Below are 16,135 nucleotides of genomic sequence, written 5' to 3'. Positions count from 1 at the left end.
GCGCCAGCGAAATCAACCCGAGTGGGAGCGTACCGCTTCAGTCAGCGTGCCGCTCAGCTTCTTCCATTCCCGCTACGCGCACAAATCCCTTGCGATGCCACAGCATGCAACGATCGGCATTTTCATTCGGCAAAAGGATGTCGTGAATGATGCCTACAACGATCGAATGCGAGTATCCGTCGTACGTCGCCGCGATCCGGCAATCAAAAGCGACGGAAGAGCCCGCAAGCAGGGGCGCGCCGGTTTCCTGCATGATCCAAAGCGCGCCCTCAAATCTGTCGGTGCCCTTGGCTCGGGCGAAGTGCTCTGCGAACGCCCGAAGCGTATCGGGCAGCACGCTGCATCCGAAGAACCCTTGCCGCAGAACTGCGTCGTGCGCCGTTGCAGTTTTATTTATGCATACGATTATCGACGGCGGATCGGCAGAAAGGCTGCAAACGGCGGTTGCCATCAGCCCACTGGGAGTACCGTTTTCTATTGTCGTAATGGCTGTAACGGGACCAGCAAATCGCTGCATGGCCTCGCGAAAATCGTCAGCTCTAATCACGATCTTGCTCCTCGCCTACTGTCTATGAGGGTACCAGTGCCGTGTCGTGCGTCACGAAGCGTGTGTTGAGATACGCCTCAAGCGCTTCGCTTCCGCCCTCATAGCCGTATCCGGAGTCCTTGACTCCGCCGTACGGTGTTTCAGGTAAGCCCAGCCCGATGTGGTTGATGCTGAGCATCCCGGCCTGGACCTTGCGTGCAAGAACGTTGGCCGTGGCGGCGCTTGATGTCCAAGCATAGGAGCCGAGCCCGAATGGCAGCCGATTGGCTTCGGCCAATGCCTCGTCGAGGTCCTTGAAACGGCTCACCAAGGCGATCGGGCCGAAAGGCTCCTCGTTGAGTGCCCGCATGCCCAGCTTGACATCTGACAGGACAGTGGGCGCATAGAAGTAGCCCTGGTTGCCAATTCGCTGGCCGCCGGCTTCCACGCGCGCACCTTTGGCCACCGCGTCCTCGACGATGGCCTCCACCGCGGCGCGTCGCTTCTGTCCTATCAGGGGACCCATGGTCACGCCATCTTCAAGGCCGTTGCCCACATTGATCTTGGCCACGTTTTCCAGAAATCTCTCCATGAAGGGTTCGTACGCGCCGGCCTGCACGAGAAACCGCGTCGGTGAAATGCATACCTGGCCCGCGTTGCGGAACTTCGATGCCGTCAAAGCCCTTGCGGCCATATCCAGATTGGCATCATCCGCGATGATGACGGGCGCATGCCCTCCAAGCTCCATCGTCACGCGTTTCATGTGGCTGCCAGCCATGGCAGCCAAGTGCTTTCCGACTGCGACTGAACCCGTGAACGAGACTTTTCGTATCACCGGATGAGGCACGAGAAACTCCGAGACCTCGGCGGGCGGGCCAAAAACAAGATTGGCCACGCCGGGCGGCAATCCCGCTTCCTCTAGGGCCTGGAAAAGCTGTGCCGGAGCCCCTGGAGCTTCCTCGGGCCCCTTGACGATGATCGAGCAGCCAGCGGCAAGCGCGGGCCCAAGCTTCCTCACGATTTGGCTCATTGGAAAGTTCCACGGCGTGAAGCCAACCGCCGGTCCGACCGGATCCTTCAAAGCGAACTGGCTAATCGCCACACCGCGAGCCGGGATGAGGCGGCCGTAGGTTCGGCGCCCCTCCTCGGCGAACCAGTCCAGGAGATCGGCACAGGAACCCACCTCAAGGCGGGATTCAGCTAGAGGCTTGCCCTCATCCATCGTCAGGATACGCGCAATTTCGTCCAGACGGGCGCGCAGTATGTCCGCGGCGCGCCTGATGATCTTGCTTCGTTCATAAGCTGACATTGCACTCCAAATGGCGAAACCCTGTTCCACCGCCTGAACTGCGCGCACGAGGTCTTTCCTGTCAGCGTGTGCGACTGTGCCCAGACGCTCGCCGGTCGCCGGGTTATCGACATCGATGGTCCGCCGTCCTTCGGCATCCGACCACTCGCCGTTGATGAAAAGTTTCACGTCTCGATAAGCCATCTCTTTCCTCGCAATTGGCGAGACTTGCTCGCGCTGAACCACATTCGGCGAATGAGCGCCTCGCGGTGGCGCGCATTCGACAAAAGAAGATGGGGAGCGCCAAGCAAGCCCTGTGCCACCCGCAGAAGATGGCCACGCATTCAGGAAATCAGCGCAGTTGGATGCGGTAGTCTCACATTTGAGACTGAGGTCGCAAAGCGGTTGACTCCAACGGCTTTGACGTATCTCATGACAAACTCGTTAGCCGGGTCGGAGGTCTAACCAGTCTCAGCTTATGGACCGTGCGAAGGATCATCTAGCCCAAATTGAGTCGACTGTTCAGTCGCTTTCGACGGCGGAAGTGACTGCGCGTAAGGATTGGCGTGCCGAGTCGTGGATTCGCTGTATCGGCGAGCACAAGCTGGATCCCACGAAACCCAAGATCGTCGATCTTTCGCAACGCGAGCTCAAGCTGGAGCGCGAGTTGTTTGACAATGACCTCGCCATGGCATGCGAGGAACTTGAGGGCGCGCTAGCGATTATCCAGGAGGGTGGCTATAGCGCCTACATCACAAATTCTCACGGCACCATTCTCGCGGAGCGCCGCAGCCGCGACAACACCTACCATTGCTCAACGGACCGCGTCGGTGCCGTTTGGAGCGAAGAGGTGGGCGGCACGAATGCTATCGGGACCGCTATCCGGAACCTGCAGCCTACAGCCGTGCTCCTGAGCGATCATTTCTTTGCCGATTTCACGGCCCAGGCCTGCGTCGGTGCCCCTTTCTTCGACCCCGACGGCAATTTGCTTGGTGTCGTGAATTTCTCAACGCGCAACCCTGCTGTCCAGGAGAGCACTCAGAAGGTCGTGTTCGGTGTGGCACAGAACGTGGCCCGGCGGCTGGAGAGTCGATATTTTCGCGACCGCTTTGCCAAGAACGCAATACTGAACCTGAGCGGTAATCCGCTCGCACCAGCAATGCTCGCCGTCGATCTCGATTGCCGTCTGGTTGGTGCAAGCAGGGCGGCGCGCCAACTATTGTCGCTTAACGAGAACGCGTTCGGATCGCGAAGTTTGTGGGGCCTGTTCGAAAAATCAAAGGAAGTATCGACGCTAGAGGCGATCTACGAAAAGGAAACTCGCCTCCGTCAAATCGGGACTGCACGAGAATTTGAAATTCGAGGCACTCGTCCGCGCGCGCTGGGTCCGTCATCTTCAAAACCTGCAGTGTCGGACAAGAAGCCAGTGCCACCTATCCGATACAGGCCTACTCTCAGCGACTGCGTGGGCGACGACGAGAAGATGCGCCAAAGCGTCACTCTGCTGCGCCGCTTCATAGGGTCCGGGCTTCATATCTTGCTGTTGGGAGAAACGGGCGTAGGCAAGGACACCTTGGCCCGGGCGCTGCACGACGACAGTATGCGGTCCGGAGGGCCCTTCGTTGCGTTTAACTGCTCTGCGGTTCCAGAATCGCTGATCGACAGCGAACTGTTTGGCTATGCCACCGGAGCGTTCACTGGCGCCAACAGGGACGGAAATTCTGGGCGCATCGTCGAATCGGATGGCGGCACCCTCTTCCTCGATGAAGTGGGGGACATGCCCTTGGTTCTGCAGACACGATTGCTGCGGTTCCTTGAAACTGCCGAGGTGTCGCCTCTGGGAAGCGGAAAGCTCCGACATGTCGACACGCAAGTCATCGCTGCGACAAATCAGGATCTAGCCACCGCGGTTGAGCAAGGAAGGTTTCGAAGGGACCTTTACCATCGCCTTGCAGGTGTCGTTGTCTCCATCCCGTCGCTGCGGGAACGGAAAGACCTAGATCGCATCATCGACACCATCGTTCTTCAGTACCAGGGCAATCGACGTCTTGAGTTGACAGACAGGGCGAGAGTCGCACTCCGGCACCACAACTGGCCGGGGAACATTCGCGAGTTGCGAAACGTCATCCAGCGGGGAGTCATGATCGCAGATGACGCCAAGATTGATGTGGAGCACCTGAGTTCGGGCGGTTTTTTTGTCGCCCCTGCTTTCGATGGCCCTGAGGCCTCGCCGCGCGGAAGCGATCTGGCATCCCCTCAACGTGCCGAACGGTCCGATGCCCTCGACAAGGCTTCGAGTTTTTCTGAAGGCAACGCCAAGGCGATCATTGCCAATGCTGAAAGAAACGCTCTCGAGCATGCCATCAAACAGTCAGGGGGAAATGCAGAGGACTGCGCGTTTCGCCTTGGAGTGAGCCGAGCCACTCTGTATCGCAAGCTCAAAAAGCACGGCCTGGAATTAGGATAGCGATGGCTAGGCTGTCACCGTACGCCAATGCGAAGGCCTAGCCTTCCAGGCAAGCTGGCTGCGAACTTGCCAATCCAAGTCCCCTGCTCTCCCAAGTCCTCCGCATCTTCGCAGTTCAATACGCCCCACTGAACAAATCGCCCGCCGAAAAAGCGGAATGGTTCTGGAGGCAATTTGGGCTGTCGCCTGGTGCAGAATGGTGAAAGCGACCATTCGTCTTTCGTCTGGAGGGCAAGCGAGGCGAGGGTTTCGCCTCCGATGTACGTCGCATTGATGCCGTGGCCCGTGTAACCACAGCCGTAGTGGATTTGCGTTCCCGGCAACGTTCCGAAGAATGGCAAACGGTCGGACGATACCTCGATCGGCCAGCCCCAGGTCGTGTCGATCCCCGCGCTTGCGACGGCGGGCAGAAAGCGCGCAAGCGCTGCAGCAGCCCGATCCGTGCTTTGGCGGTCGCGCCGCAGTATGGGGTTGGTATCGTCGCGCCCCAGCGACATGCGGCCGGACCCAGAGCCAACAAGTACCCGTCCGTCTGGCGTTGTCCGAAAATAATGTTGGAACATTCGCAAGTCGGCCATTCCACGCCCGGAAGTCCAGTTCGATGCGGCCAGTGCTTCCGGAGACGGATTGGACATGACCGGGAAGCTCGAAAAGATCGTCGTTCGCGATGCTACTTCCGGAAGGACAAGCGCGCCCGTGTAGTTGGCCAGGATGACTGAGTTTGCGACGACCTCGCCTGACCGGACGGCCACCTGGCATGGCGGTCCGGACGCGATCTCAAGTGCGGGAGATAGTTCGAATACCTGCACTCCGGCAGCGAGCACCGCCTCACGCAAGGCATTCGACAGGCGAGCGGGATTGACTGTAGCGCCTTCGCTGAACAGGAGGCCCATGCTGAAGGCGTGCGAACTGCAATAGGCTGCGAGCTCGATCGCATTCAGACCGCGAACCGTATGGGGCACACCGAGATCTCGAGCGGCCGACAGCAGCGAGGCCACGCTCTTCTTCTGAGCCGTGCTGGCCGCGACCCGCAGATATCCGTCTTCCCTCCACCAAGTGCTGCGGCCAGGCGCAGTCGCAAATGCCCGTATGCCGTCCTGCGCGCGCGTTCCAAGCCGCGCTACCTCCATAGCCTTGTCACGGCCCAGAAGCGCGCTTAGCGACTGAATGGCACCCCAATATCCGTGAACGTTCCCGCCGTTGCGGCTGCTGGCACCATCTCCGCATCGTCCGGCTTCCAAGACTATAACACTGCGGCCGGGATCTCTCCGCTTGAGGGCCAGAGCTGCCCACATGCCCGTAAATCCGCCGCCGACAATGACAGTGTCTGACGACTTCTTTCCCATCAGTGGAGGAGCCGTCGAAACGGCGCTTTCGCGCCGCAGATCCTTCTGCCACCAGGAGAACTCGGATGGGTTTTGGTTGTCCAAAGAAGCGGAGAGGCGGATCGTGCGCATGTGTCGACTGCTATGCTACCTGTTGCTTTGCGGCCCGGTTGCCCCTTATGAATTCCGACGCGCGCTCGCCAATCATTATCGTCGGCGCGTTCAGGTTGCCTGAGACGACGCGCGGCATAATTGAGCTGTCCGCGACCCGCAGTCCCGAGAGGCCGTGCACTCTCAGGAAAGGGTCGACAACAGCGAGCGGATCCGTCCCCATCTTGCAGGCACCGGATGGATGCAATGCTCCCTGCCCGGTACGTCGGACAAACTCCATTCTGTCCGCCTTGCTGGTCAGAATCCGGTCAGGCCGGATAGGCTTCCTGACGTACTTTTTCAAAGCCGGCTGGGCGAGAATTTCCTGTCCGATACGAACTCCCTCGGCAAGGCATTCGATGTCGCTAAGCTCAGCGAGATAATTTGGATCGACCGCCGGTGACTTCATGGGATCGCTGCTACGGAGCGTGATAGTCCCTCGCGACAACGGCCGCGATTGATAGACGTTCACGGTGCAGCCATTGCCACTAGGTGTCGATTCAGCCCCCTCTTCGACACCGGCACCGGGGAGGAAATGGTACTGCAGGCTTGGCAAGGGATCTGCCGCGTCGCCATACCAGAGCAAACCGCCTTCGCAGATGTTGGAATTAACAGGTCCGCTGCCGAACAGGGCGTACTGTAGCCCGGCCCACGCTTGCCAGTGCAATTTCTTGTACTTGTCGTAGCTGTGGGGCCCCGTGAGGTCGTAGATCAGGAACATGTCGAAATGATCCTGAAGGTTCTGGCCCACTCCCGGAAGGTCATGCACAACAGGCACGCCGACAGAACGCAGATGATCGGCTGGTCCGATACCCGACAGCAGCAGCAGATGCGGGGAACCGATGGCACCCGAGCTTACGACGACCTCGCTGCCGGCCCTGGCTTCGCTCGGCCGACCATTCTCCAGATATTTTACGCCGACGGCACGGCCGGACTCGATGATTAGGCTCAGCGCCTTCGCATTGGTCTTGATCGTGAGGTTTTTCCGGAGGCGTGCCGGCTTCAGGTAAGCTACTGCCGCGCTGCTTCGTCTACCGTTGCGCATCGTCACCTGATAGAGGCCACAGCCTGCCTGCGAGCCGGAGTTAAAATCCGGATTGTAGTTGATGCCCATATCCTGGCAGGCACGAAGCCACGCTTTGGTCAGGTAGTGAGTATAGCGCTGGTCAGAGACACCGAGCGGCCCCCCTTGCCCGTGGACCTCGCCACCAAACCTCTCGTTGTCCTCGGCGCGCCTGAAATACGGCAGGACGTCGCGGTAGGACCATCCGGGGCATCCATCTGCGGCCCAGCGGTCGTAGTCTTCCGGGCAGCCGCGCATGTAGACCATCGCGTTGACCGAACTACCCCCGCCAAGCACCCTTGCCTGAACAAACTCGGGCGTTGCCCCGCCTTGATGGCGTTGCGGCTCAAGGCGATAGCGAGTGAGCAAGTCTCCCTTGGCGGTCTTGAAGTAGGTGACAGGCATGTGGATGTAGGGATTCCAATCGCTTGGTCCCTGCTCGAGCAACAGCACCTGCGCATCCGGATCTTCGCTCAGCCGCGACGCGATTGTGCAGCCTGCGGAACCCCCGCCGACGACGATGAAATCGTACATTAATTCACCCTTGGCGCGGATCTAGACGCGCTGCTGGTAGTAAACTGCATTCCGCTCAGGCAAGCCATGGCTTGCCACGGAAAGAGAGCGGCGAGAAGACGCCGCTCTCACGTGGCTTCGGGCCGAAGCTTACTCTGCGGCAACGAGTTGCGAGCAGTGCTGGCGCAGCTTGGGCATGACCTGCGTCGCGAGCAATTCCATCGAGCGGCGATGCAGGTCCGGCTTGTCCCAATCCTTCTGTGTCATGATCAGGGTTCCGAACGGCCCTCCGACATCGTCGACGAAGGCGACGAGTTTATCCAGGACGGTTTTCGCCGAACCTGACATCACCATCCAGTCGAGACAGTTCTTGCGGGTGATTTCGCTGTCCGGCGTCGTGATGGACGGCTTGAGCACGCCCAGCAGCTTGAAGGCTGCCATGTCCTCTATGATGTAGTCGTAGTACCAGCCGACCGACGAATAGTCGCTCGCCAGATAGTCGGCCGCCTCTTGGTCGGTTTCGGTAACCAGGATCGACCGTGCGATGCGCCAGCTGTTTCGGTCCGGCCGACGTCCAGTCTTTTGCGCGCCAATGACATATTGCTCCCAGTGCGTCCTTACGTTCGCAGCCGGGGTGAAGTTGGCTGACACCATTGCCCAGCCTCGTTCGCCAGCCTGCCGGGCGCTGCTGGAGGAAGGGCTCATCACGGAGATGGCGAGCTGCGGGTACGGGTTCTGATACGGCTTGAGCATCGGCCCGAAGCCGAGGCTTGGAATGAGCGTCTTCTCGACGACAATGTCCCAGAACTTCCCGCGAATGTTGTACGGTGGGTTGGAGTCCCAGATCTTGTGGATGATCTCGATCGCCTCGGTTACCATCTCCGCGCGGTTCTTTTCGCCGGTGCCGAACAGCTCGATATCGGTGACGAGGCCTCCAGGCCCGACACCCATGATGAACCGTCCCTGGCTCAGGTGGTCGAACTGAGCGACTCGTGCCGCCACAACGGCAGGGTTCTGTTGCGGGAGGTTGAGAACGCCCGTCGCGAACTTGATGTTGTTGGTGGAGTTGATCAGCGTCGCCATGAACTGAAGGGGGTCCGCGATCGGTTCGGACGAGCAAGTGATGTGCTCGCCAACCCAGGCTTCCGAAAATCCAAGGCGGTCGGCAAGGATGATGGCCTCCCTGTCCTGCTGCAGCAGTTCGGTATAATTGCGCCGCGCGTCGTGCAGCGGCATCATGAAAAGTCCGAGTTCCATTTCTCTTCGCTCCTCTAGGCGTTGTGCCGCTGAGAACGCGGCGCCGCCAAACAGGGCAGCAAGTCCCGTGCCAGTCCGAGCAAAGCCATATTTTCTAAAGGTTTGAGGATCAGGAGACGGGCTTCATTGCGCCCGTCTCTCACAATCGAGACTCAGTCTCATTGCTGCGCGACCATTCCACTCTGGCCTGGAAGGTCGACCTAGAACGGCATGTGTGGCGATGGCACGCCGCTTGCACTGCGTAGTCGAATGTTTGTGGAGGTGAGGCATGACAACCAAGCAGTTTTGCATCTACGTCGAAAACAAGGTGGGTGTTGCCCCGGCGTATGAAGTTACGGAAGCTCAGATCCGGCATGCGATCAGAGTGGACACGATCCGACTGGATATAACGGTCCGGCGCTCCGACAACCTCGATTCAGACCGACTTAAGCAGGCTGACTTCTTTGTCGGTTCCGGATTTGACACCGCCGTCATTCGCCGCCACGGAGACAACCTGCGCCTCGTTCATTGCACCAGTGCGGGCATCGAGAAGTACCTTCCGCTGGATTGGCTGCCCCCTGGGGCCGCTCTGACGAACAGCAGCGGCGTCCACGCTGAAAAGGGGGGGACATTCGGAGCGATGGCGGTGCTCATGCTGAACGAGGGGATGCCTCGGCATGCCACCAATCAACGGCATCACCGATGGGACAGCGCCCTCTCGACGGGCATTACGGGCAAGACCGTCCTGATCTATGGTTTCGGATCCCTAGGCGAAGCGATCGCCGAACGGCTTCGGCCATTCGGCCTTTACATCGTTGGCGTTCGTCGGTCCGGCGAACCACATCCCCTGGCTGATGAAATGCACCCGCCAGGTGAACTGCGCCATCTATTGCCGCGCGTGGACTTTCTGGTCGTCAGTTGCCCACTTACCGAAGCGACGAGAAGCCTATTTGACGAAGGGCTGCTATCTCTTCTCCCCAAGGGATCCAGTCTGTTCAACATAGCCAGGGGCCCCGTGGTCGACAATGCTGCCCTCGCGGCGGCGCTACGCGCTGGTCACCTGGCCGGCGCGATCATCGATGTCTTCGAACACGAACCGCTGCCCGACACCTCGCCGTGGTGGGATGTTCCAAATCTACTGATATCGCCACACATTTCATGCGACGATGCCAAGGGATACATCGAACGCTGTCTGGCGATTTTCGGAGCGAACGTTGAGCGACTTTGCCGGGGTGAAGCGCTGAGAAATGTTGTGGACTCGGAGCAGGGGTACTGATCCTGCTCTTTCGCCGAAATGTCGCTGCAGAAAGACGACAGCTACCGAGGAGCTCGGTCATAGCCTTTATATAACAACAGCTTACGATTTTGGCATGGCTTATGCTTATGCTTCTTCGTTGACGAGAGTTGAAGGAGAACAGCCATGCCATTCTCAACAATAGAACACGCGATAGCGGCGTTCGCCGAAGGCAAGATGCTTGTCGTAGTCGATGATGAGCATCGAGAGAACGAGGGCGACATCATTGTCGCCGCCGAAAAGGTTACGCCGGAAGCAATCGCGTTCATGATGCGCGAGGCTCGCGGCCTGATTTGCACCTCATTACCCGCCAGCCGCCTTGAGGAACTCGCGATTCCCTTGATGGTTTCGGAAAATACGGAGACTATGCGAACCGCCTTTACGGTCTCGATCGACCTTCGTGAAGGGATTTCGACAGGAATTTCCGCAGCCGACCGTGCGAGAACCATCCGAGCTTTGCTTGACCCCAGCATCCGGCCAGAGGGATTTGCTCGTCCGGGACACGTATTCCCGTTGCGCGCCCAAAAGAATGGCGTCCTGGCGCGACCGGGCCACACCGAAGCATCGGCTGATCTCGCCAGGCTTGCTGGCCTCAGTGCTGCGGGCGTTCTGTGTGAAATAGCAAATGACGATGGAACGATGGCGCGACTGCCAGAGCTCGAGCGCTTTGCCGAAAAGCACGGGCTCCGCCTGATTTCGATCGCAGACTTGATCGCGTATCGCAGGCGAACCGAGACATTCGTTAGCAGGGTTTCCGAGGCACAGTTGCCGACAAAGTTCGGCCAGTTCACGGCCTACGCCTATCGAGATAACCTCACTGGCCATGAGCACCTCGCCCTTGTGACGGGCAACACCCAAGACGATGGGCTTCCCGTCCGCGTCCACTCGGAATGTCTGACTGGTGACGTGCTCGCGTCATCAAAATGCGATTGCGGTGACCAGTTGGACCTCGCGATGACGATCGTTCAACAGGCGCAACGCGGTTGCATAATCTATCTCAGAGGACAGGAAGGTCGCGGTATCGGTCTTGCTAACAAGATCGCCACATACGCCCTGCAGGACACAGGCCTTGACACGCTTGAGGCAAACACCGCGCTTGGCCTGCCGAGCGACAGTCGCGACTATCTGGCGGCAGTCGGCATTTTGAAGGACTTGAACCTGGACAACATCACGTTGCTCACCAATAACCCCTTCAAAGTCGCCGCTCTCAGAGAATGCGGAATTCAAGTGAACGCTCGTCGAAGCTTGATCACAGCGGCACATGCGGCCAACATCAATTATCTTCGAACCAAGCAGAATAGGTTTGGTCACCAACTCGAGCTGGCATAGCTGCCTGGAAGCGAGGCCAGCTCGAAGACTCGATGGAGACCTAAGTCGGACCAATCAACCTGAGCCTTTAGGCCCGAAGCTTCGATCCCGGCAACTGCCGCAATTTCATCGTTGTCGGAGGTATCTCCGCTGACACCGACGGCTCCGAGCAACTTGCCCTCGTTGTCAAATATTAGGATGCCGCCGGGTACCGGGACGATGCGCCCGCCCGATACCGCATTCAAACCCTCGATGAAACGAGGGCGCTCGAGCGCCGTTTCGTGGAGCCAACGCGAACCCTTGCCAACCCCCAAGCCCCATAGGCCTTATCCGCGGAAATCTCATGCCTCAGCATCGAGGCGCCGTCTTGCCTTTGAAACGCTTTCAAGTGGCCGCCGACATCGAGCACGGCGATCGCGAGGGGTTTCATCTGCGCGGCCTTCGCCTTAGCCAGCGAGGCACAGATGATGGTATTTGCAACTTCCAAGCTTAGTTCAGACACTAAAGTCCTCCGACTCCATGTTGATTACGAGGTGCTGCCAAGACCTTCTCGTCCGGAATCATGAGGGTTCCGGATTCCCTTGAGGGCGTGCTTTTGACTTCCGCGAGAGAGTCTTTCGCTCAAGCCGCGAGGGCACCGATGGCAAATTCCGCAGAGACGCTTTCGGCAACCATTTGGGCAGTGACTGCTGAAAGCGTCCAGCCCAGATGACCATGGCCAGTGTTGTAGAACACCCCAGGCTGCCGCCCCTTCCCGATCCGTGGCATCATGTTGGGCATCATCGGCCTCAAGCCGGCCCACGGCACGACCCGGTGGGTATCTACTCCGGGAAACAGCGCACGCGTCCACTCCACCAAGGGAGCGACACGATCGTGGCGGATGTCACGGTTCATGCCATTGAACTCGGCGGTGCCGGCGACACGAAACCTGCTGGCGCCAAGTCGACTGGTGACGATCTTGGCGCGCTCATCCAGAAGGCTTACCCAAGGAGCAGCACTTTGGCTGTTTTCGTCATCGAGGCCGACGGTGATGGAGTAGCCTTTCACCGGATAAACATTCACACGATCACCGAGAATGCGCGCGAAGTGACGACTGGCCAGTCCGGCACAGACAACAATGCCATCAGCTTCGATCAGATCGTAGCGCGGACGGATGTCCGGCCTATTATCAACGTAACCTATGCGAAAGCTCCTATCGTGGGTGATGCTTTCGACGGTGGCATCAAAGATAAACCGCGCACCGCGCCGCTGGCAGGCGCTGGCCAGGCCGGATGTGAACTTATGGATGTCTCCTGTGGAATCGGACGGGGTGTAGAAACCGCCGTGGAAGTCCCCGTGCAAGGTCGGCTCGATCGACTTAACTTCCTGAGCCGTCACAGGCCGTCGGTCGAGGCCACCCTCGACGAGCATCGAGTTGACCTTCAAGGCATGCTTGAAACTTGGCTTGTCCCAACAGATGTGAAGGATACCGCGGCTGACGTGGTCGAAGTCGATATTCTCGCGCTTGGCAATCGCGAACAGGTGCTCCCGCGCCGCAATCGCCAAGCGCGTCGTCTCAACCGTGTTCTCGCGATAGTTCACGATGTTGGAGACGAACTCGGCCAACCACCCGTACTTGTGCCAAGTCGGTTTCGGGTTCATCAGCAGCGGCGCGTCACGCCGCGCCATCCACTTGATGCCCTTCAGCACTGTCGACCAGTGATTCCAGACCTCAGCGTTACTGGCGGAAAGTTGCCCGCCGTTGGCGAACGAGGTCTCCATCGCAGCATAGCGTTGCCGGTCGATGACGGTGACTTGATAGCCCCGCTCAAGGAGAGCGTAGGCGGTCGTGACACCGGTTATTCCGGCGCCGATGACGGCGATATGGGGCATTTCGCTCTCCGTATACAGAATGGGGGGCGGGCCGAAACCCTGGTCTTTCCCCAATCTGTCGCTGTACCTGAGAGCTTAACCGCGTTGGCTTTGCCAATTCGGCTTTCCCCTTCGGTGGGCACCCTGCGCGCCTCTCTCCAGATCGTTCAACGGCATGGTCACTTTTACCTGAGAGTTTCCTGGGGGTTGCTCCGTCGGTGCCGACCAAAGCGCTTGGTCGAACTCTCCCATGCCGCCACATGAACGCATGTCAGCAAGCTAATAGGTCGTTAGGTTCTCCGTCTGTCCATTTTGCCCAACATTGCCTAGTTGCTCGAGCGATAGTCAAATAGCCTGTAGGTTTCGAGCCGTTTTGTCTCGACAGTGGCCCCAAGGCCTGGTTCCGCCAAAACTTCGAGATAGCCGTCCTTGATGCGACCCTCAGGAGCATTGGCGAGGACCTGCACGTATCCATCCGACTGCGGAAGATACGGGTAGATCTCAAGCGGCATCGCATTCGCGCACGCAGCCCATACCTGGAGCGAAGCCGCCGTACAAAGCGTTGACGCGCAATTGTGAGGAGACACGCGGGCGTTGTAGGCCTCGGCCATGGCTGCGATCTGAACCAGTTCGAACACGCCGCCGCAATTGCCGACATCCGGCATCACCACGTCGATCGCGCCTGTCTCCAGCAGGTTGCGGAACCCGTTGCGCGTGTAGACCCGCTCGCCGGCAGCGATCGGAAAGCGGAAGCGCCCAGCAAGGTTCTTGAGACCACTCAGATTGAAGGCATCGAGCGGTTCCTCGACCCACATTACCTTCAGTTCCTCACAGAGATCGAGGATGCGCAGCAGCTGATCGTTGTTGAGCCCCCCGGACAGGTCGATCATCAATTCCGCTTGGTCGCCCACAACATCCTTCAGGTTGCGAATGCGATCGACAGCACGCGTAAACTCTTCTGGCGACAGCATCCGACGCTGCACATGCGTCAAGGTCCGGCCAGGCTGTTGGGTTGCCAAAGGATAGCTTTTCAAAATCCTGTAGCCGTCCTTCAACGGCCGCTCCGCCGCCTTCGCCCAAGTGACGGCATCGTTGCAGTGGTAGTTCCAGCCGTTTGCGTAGACCTGCGCCCTCGGCTCGAAAGAACCACCGAAGAACTCGTACACTGGCATGCCTGCAGCCTTGCCCTTGATATCCCATAGGGCTTGGTCGATCGCGCTGATTGCGGCAAACGAGATCGCGCCGCCCCCTTTGGTCCAGAACGAATTGTCGTAAAGATGGTGATAGACGTGCCGCGGGTAGCGCGGATCTGCGCCGATCACCCGGGGAGCGTAGTCTGACACCATGCCAACGGCTGCCCGAGCGCCCAAGCCATAAGCCACGGCGGCCTCGCCCCATCCGGTGATACCCTCGTCGGTCTCGATCTCAACCAGAACCGGGCGCACTCCGCCCGTGGGGATATGATAGGCACGGACATTCGTGACTCGCATGGCTTGGATTCCTGCTCAATCGTTTGGCTAGCAGGATGCCTATCAAAACCTATCAGTGCAAAATCAAAGTTGTGATATCTCTATAAGAGCGACTTATACCCATGCCAAAGATCGGCCGACGCAACAGCCATGAAGTACCACCAACTCGAGGCCTTTTATCAAGTGATGCTCACAGGCAGCATCTCTCAGGCCGCCAAGAATCTTGGGCGCACACAGCCTGCGGTCAGCATGACCATTAACGGGCTTGAGGACCAACTGGCGGCGAAACTGTTCGACAGACACGCTGGGCGCATCACACCGAGAGCGGAGGCGAAGGTCCTTTTCGAACAGATATGCCCGGTAATGCAGCAACTGAGGGATATTCGCATCCGGTTTAACCGCCTTGAACCGCTGCCGATCCCGCGGATCTCGATCATCGCGGCGAGCAATGCGGTCACGCATCTCGTGCCGAGTGCAATTGCCGAGCTGGCCTCAAGGGGACAAGAGTTCAGGGTGATGAACGGCTCGGCTGCCACAATAGTTTCCGAAATGGAGAACCAGCGACACGACATCGGACTTACTGATCAAGGGGTAGGAGAAGTCCCCCTGAATTCGCCGCTCTTCGATACGGAAGTGTTCAACATACCCGTCTGCGCGGTCTATCCTCGAGGGCTGATACCCGCCGTCGGCTCAAAGCTTTCGGTTGATGATTTGGCGGGGTTTCAGATTTGCTCGCTCTACCATGAGAATTTAACGGCGCAGGCGCTCGTCGAAAGGATTGGATCGCCAAGAGTCGAGTTCGGAAGCTTTTTCCCGATGGCATGTTACGCGGTCCTGCATAGCAGCGTGGCGATCGCCGATTGCATCACCGCGAACGCAATTCTTGCCCTTACCCGAGGAACATTGGCCGCTGAGTGCCGCATAGTCGCGGATGTCGACTCATCGCCTTATTTCCTGATGCGCGCACGATACCGCGCGCGGTCTCAGATGGCTGACCACTGCTACGAGACGCTAGGAGCCGCGTTGCGTGCACAGCAGACATTCGGAGGTCTTTGAACTCACTGGCAGCGGCAGTTGATAGCTCTGCTGCGAATGAATGTCCCGCGCACTTCCCGTGCATTTTGAAAATCCCTTCTGCCGAACGGCAACGGATACACGTCTCGAACGGGCGATTCCGCGTCACACAGACGCTCAGCTCGTCGTTGGCATAGGTCTTGCTCCTCAGCAGCTGAACCGACCAGCGGAGTAATTCAAATGGTAATCCATCGATACGAGCCGAACGGCAAGCGGCTCAGTCACGTCCTCAGGCACAATGGAATCGTGTACATGACGGGCCAAGTGCCCAGCGATCGAACCGAGGATATCACTGGGCAGACAAAACAGCTTCTCGCCAGGATTGACCACCTGCTGCTTTGGCAGGCAGCGACAAGGCGAAAATCCTGTTCGCCCAGATTTGGCTTAAGAACATCGCCCGCGATTTCGCCGCGATGAATGCGGCCTGGGAGGACTGGATACCTGAAACCAATCTCCCGGCTCGGGCAACTGTTGAGGCGAACATGGCTGCAAACGAGATCCTCATCGAGATCGCGCTTCAGGCCGCAGTCGAGAATTGAGCTTTACGGGATGCCAGCGGCGGCTCTGACCG

At 58.8% G+C, this 16,135-nt stretch carries 12 protein-coding genes, 1 pseudogene and 1 riboswitch; of the genes and pseudogenes, 5 read left to right on the top strand and 8 right to left on the bottom strand.

Annotated features, from left to right (window positions below; translation table 11 throughout):
* Window positions 1-37: 37 nt before the first annotated feature.
* Entirely contained in the window at window positions 38-547 is a 510-nt protein-coding gene (locus FJ548_RS16810; protein WP_246673486.1) for a flavin reductase family protein, read from the bottom strand.
* A 22-nt stretch (window positions 548-569) separates the two neighbouring features.
* Window positions 570-2,018: an NAD-dependent succinate-semialdehyde dehydrogenase gene (locus tag FJ548_RS16805; RefSeq protein WP_140698068.1), complete on the bottom strand. Its 1,449-nt coding sequence runs from the start codon at window positions 2,016-2,018 to the stop codon at window positions 570-572.
* A 274-nt stretch (window positions 2,019-2,292) separates the two neighbouring features.
* On the opposite strand from FJ548_RS16805, the gene FJ548_RS16800 reads away from it, so the two are divergent.
* A complete protein-coding gene (locus tag FJ548_RS16800; protein ID WP_140778448.1) occupies window positions 2,293-4,281 on the top strand; it encodes a sigma-54-dependent Fis family transcriptional regulator in 1,989 nt (662 codons plus the stop codon).
* A gap of 14 nt (window positions 4,282-4,295) precedes the next feature.
* On the opposite strand, the gene FJ548_RS16795 is transcribed toward FJ548_RS16800, so the two are convergent.
* The 3 genes from FJ548_RS16795 to FJ548_RS16785 all read right to left on the bottom strand — a co-directional run bounded on the left by FJ548_RS16795 (window position 4,296) and on the right by FJ548_RS16785 (window position 8,589).
* Window positions 4,296-5,738, bottom strand: a complete 1,443-nt coding sequence (locus FJ548_RS16795; RefSeq protein ID WP_246673484.1) for an FAD-dependent oxidoreductase — start codon at window positions 5,736-5,738, stop codon at window positions 4,296-4,298.
* A 10-nt stretch (window positions 5,739-5,748) separates the two neighbouring features.
* A complete protein-coding gene (locus FJ548_RS16790) occupies window positions 5,749-7,353 on the bottom strand; it encodes a GMC family oxidoreductase N-terminal domain-containing protein (protein WP_140778447.1) in 1,605 nt (534 codons plus the stop codon).
* Between the two features lie 129 nt (window positions 7,354-7,482).
* Entirely contained in the window at window positions 7,483-8,589 is a 1,107-nt protein-coding gene (locus tag FJ548_RS16785) for an LLM class flavin-dependent oxidoreductase (RefSeq protein ID WP_140698060.1), read from the bottom strand.
* Window positions 8,590-8,857: 268 nt separating this feature from the next.
* Here FJ548_RS16785 and FJ548_RS16780 point away from each other — a divergent pair, with 268 nt between their 5' ends.
* Complete coding sequence (locus FJ548_RS16780) at window positions 8,858-9,844, top strand: D-2-hydroxyacid dehydrogenase (protein WP_140778446.1); 987 nt, start codon at window positions 8,858-8,860, stop codon at window positions 9,842-9,844.
* A gap of 144 nt (window positions 9,845-9,988) precedes the next feature.
* Entirely contained in the window at window positions 9,989-11,191 is a 1,203-nt protein-coding gene (locus tag FJ548_RS16775) for a bifunctional 3,4-dihydroxy-2-butanone-4-phosphate synthase/GTP cyclohydrolase II (RefSeq protein ID WP_140778445.1), read from the top strand.
* Window positions 11,192-11,262: 71 nt separating this feature from the next.
* Here the strand turns inward: FJ548_RS16775 and FJ548_RS16770 are convergent.
* The 3 genes and pseudogenes from FJ548_RS16770 to FJ548_RS16760 form a co-directional block, all read right to left on the bottom strand.
* Window positions 11,263-11,672 (bottom strand): annotated as a pseudogene (locus FJ548_RS16770) (heme-binding protein); the annotation flags it as partial.
* Between the two features lie 119 nt (window positions 11,673-11,791).
* Window positions 11,792-13,042, bottom strand: a complete 1,251-nt coding sequence (locus tag FJ548_RS16765; RefSeq protein WP_140778444.1) for a D-amino acid dehydrogenase — start codon at window positions 13,040-13,042, stop codon at window positions 11,792-11,794.
* 45 nt (window positions 13,043-13,087) lie between these two features.
* Window positions 13,088-13,193: riboswitch (glycine riboswitch) on the bottom strand.
* A gap of 154 nt (window positions 13,194-13,347) precedes the next feature.
* Window positions 13,348-14,511: a mandelate racemase/muconate lactonizing enzyme family protein gene (locus FJ548_RS16760; RefSeq protein ID WP_140778443.1), complete on the bottom strand. Its 1,164-nt coding sequence runs from the start codon at window positions 14,509-14,511 to the stop codon at window positions 13,348-13,350.
* A 129-nt stretch (window positions 14,512-14,640) separates the two neighbouring features.
* Here FJ548_RS16760 and FJ548_RS16755 point away from each other — a divergent pair, with 129 nt between their 5' ends.
* Together FJ548_RS16755 and FJ548_RS30480 are read left to right on the top strand one after the other, a co-directional pair.
* Window positions 14,641-15,546, top strand: coding sequence for a LysR family transcriptional regulator (locus FJ548_RS16755; RefSeq protein ID WP_140698047.1), 906 nt, complete (start codon window positions 14,641-14,643; stop codon window positions 15,544-15,546).
* 356 nt (window positions 15,547-15,902) lie between these two features.
* The gene (locus FJ548_RS30480) at window positions 15,903-16,103 is read left to right on the top strand and encodes a Rid family hydrolase (protein WP_246678688.1); all 201 of its coding nucleotides are present in this window, start codon (window positions 15,903-15,905) and stop codon (window positions 16,101-16,103) included.
* Window positions 16,104-16,135 lie beyond the last annotated feature (32 nt).

Origin of the sequence: Mesorhizobium sp. B2-4-17, from assembly GCF_006441275.1 — a bacterium.
Taxonomy (GTDB): Bacteria; Pseudomonadota; Alphaproteobacteria; order Rhizobiales; family Rhizobiaceae; genus Mesorhizobium.
This window is presented reverse-complemented; position numbering and strand designations above follow the sequence as displayed.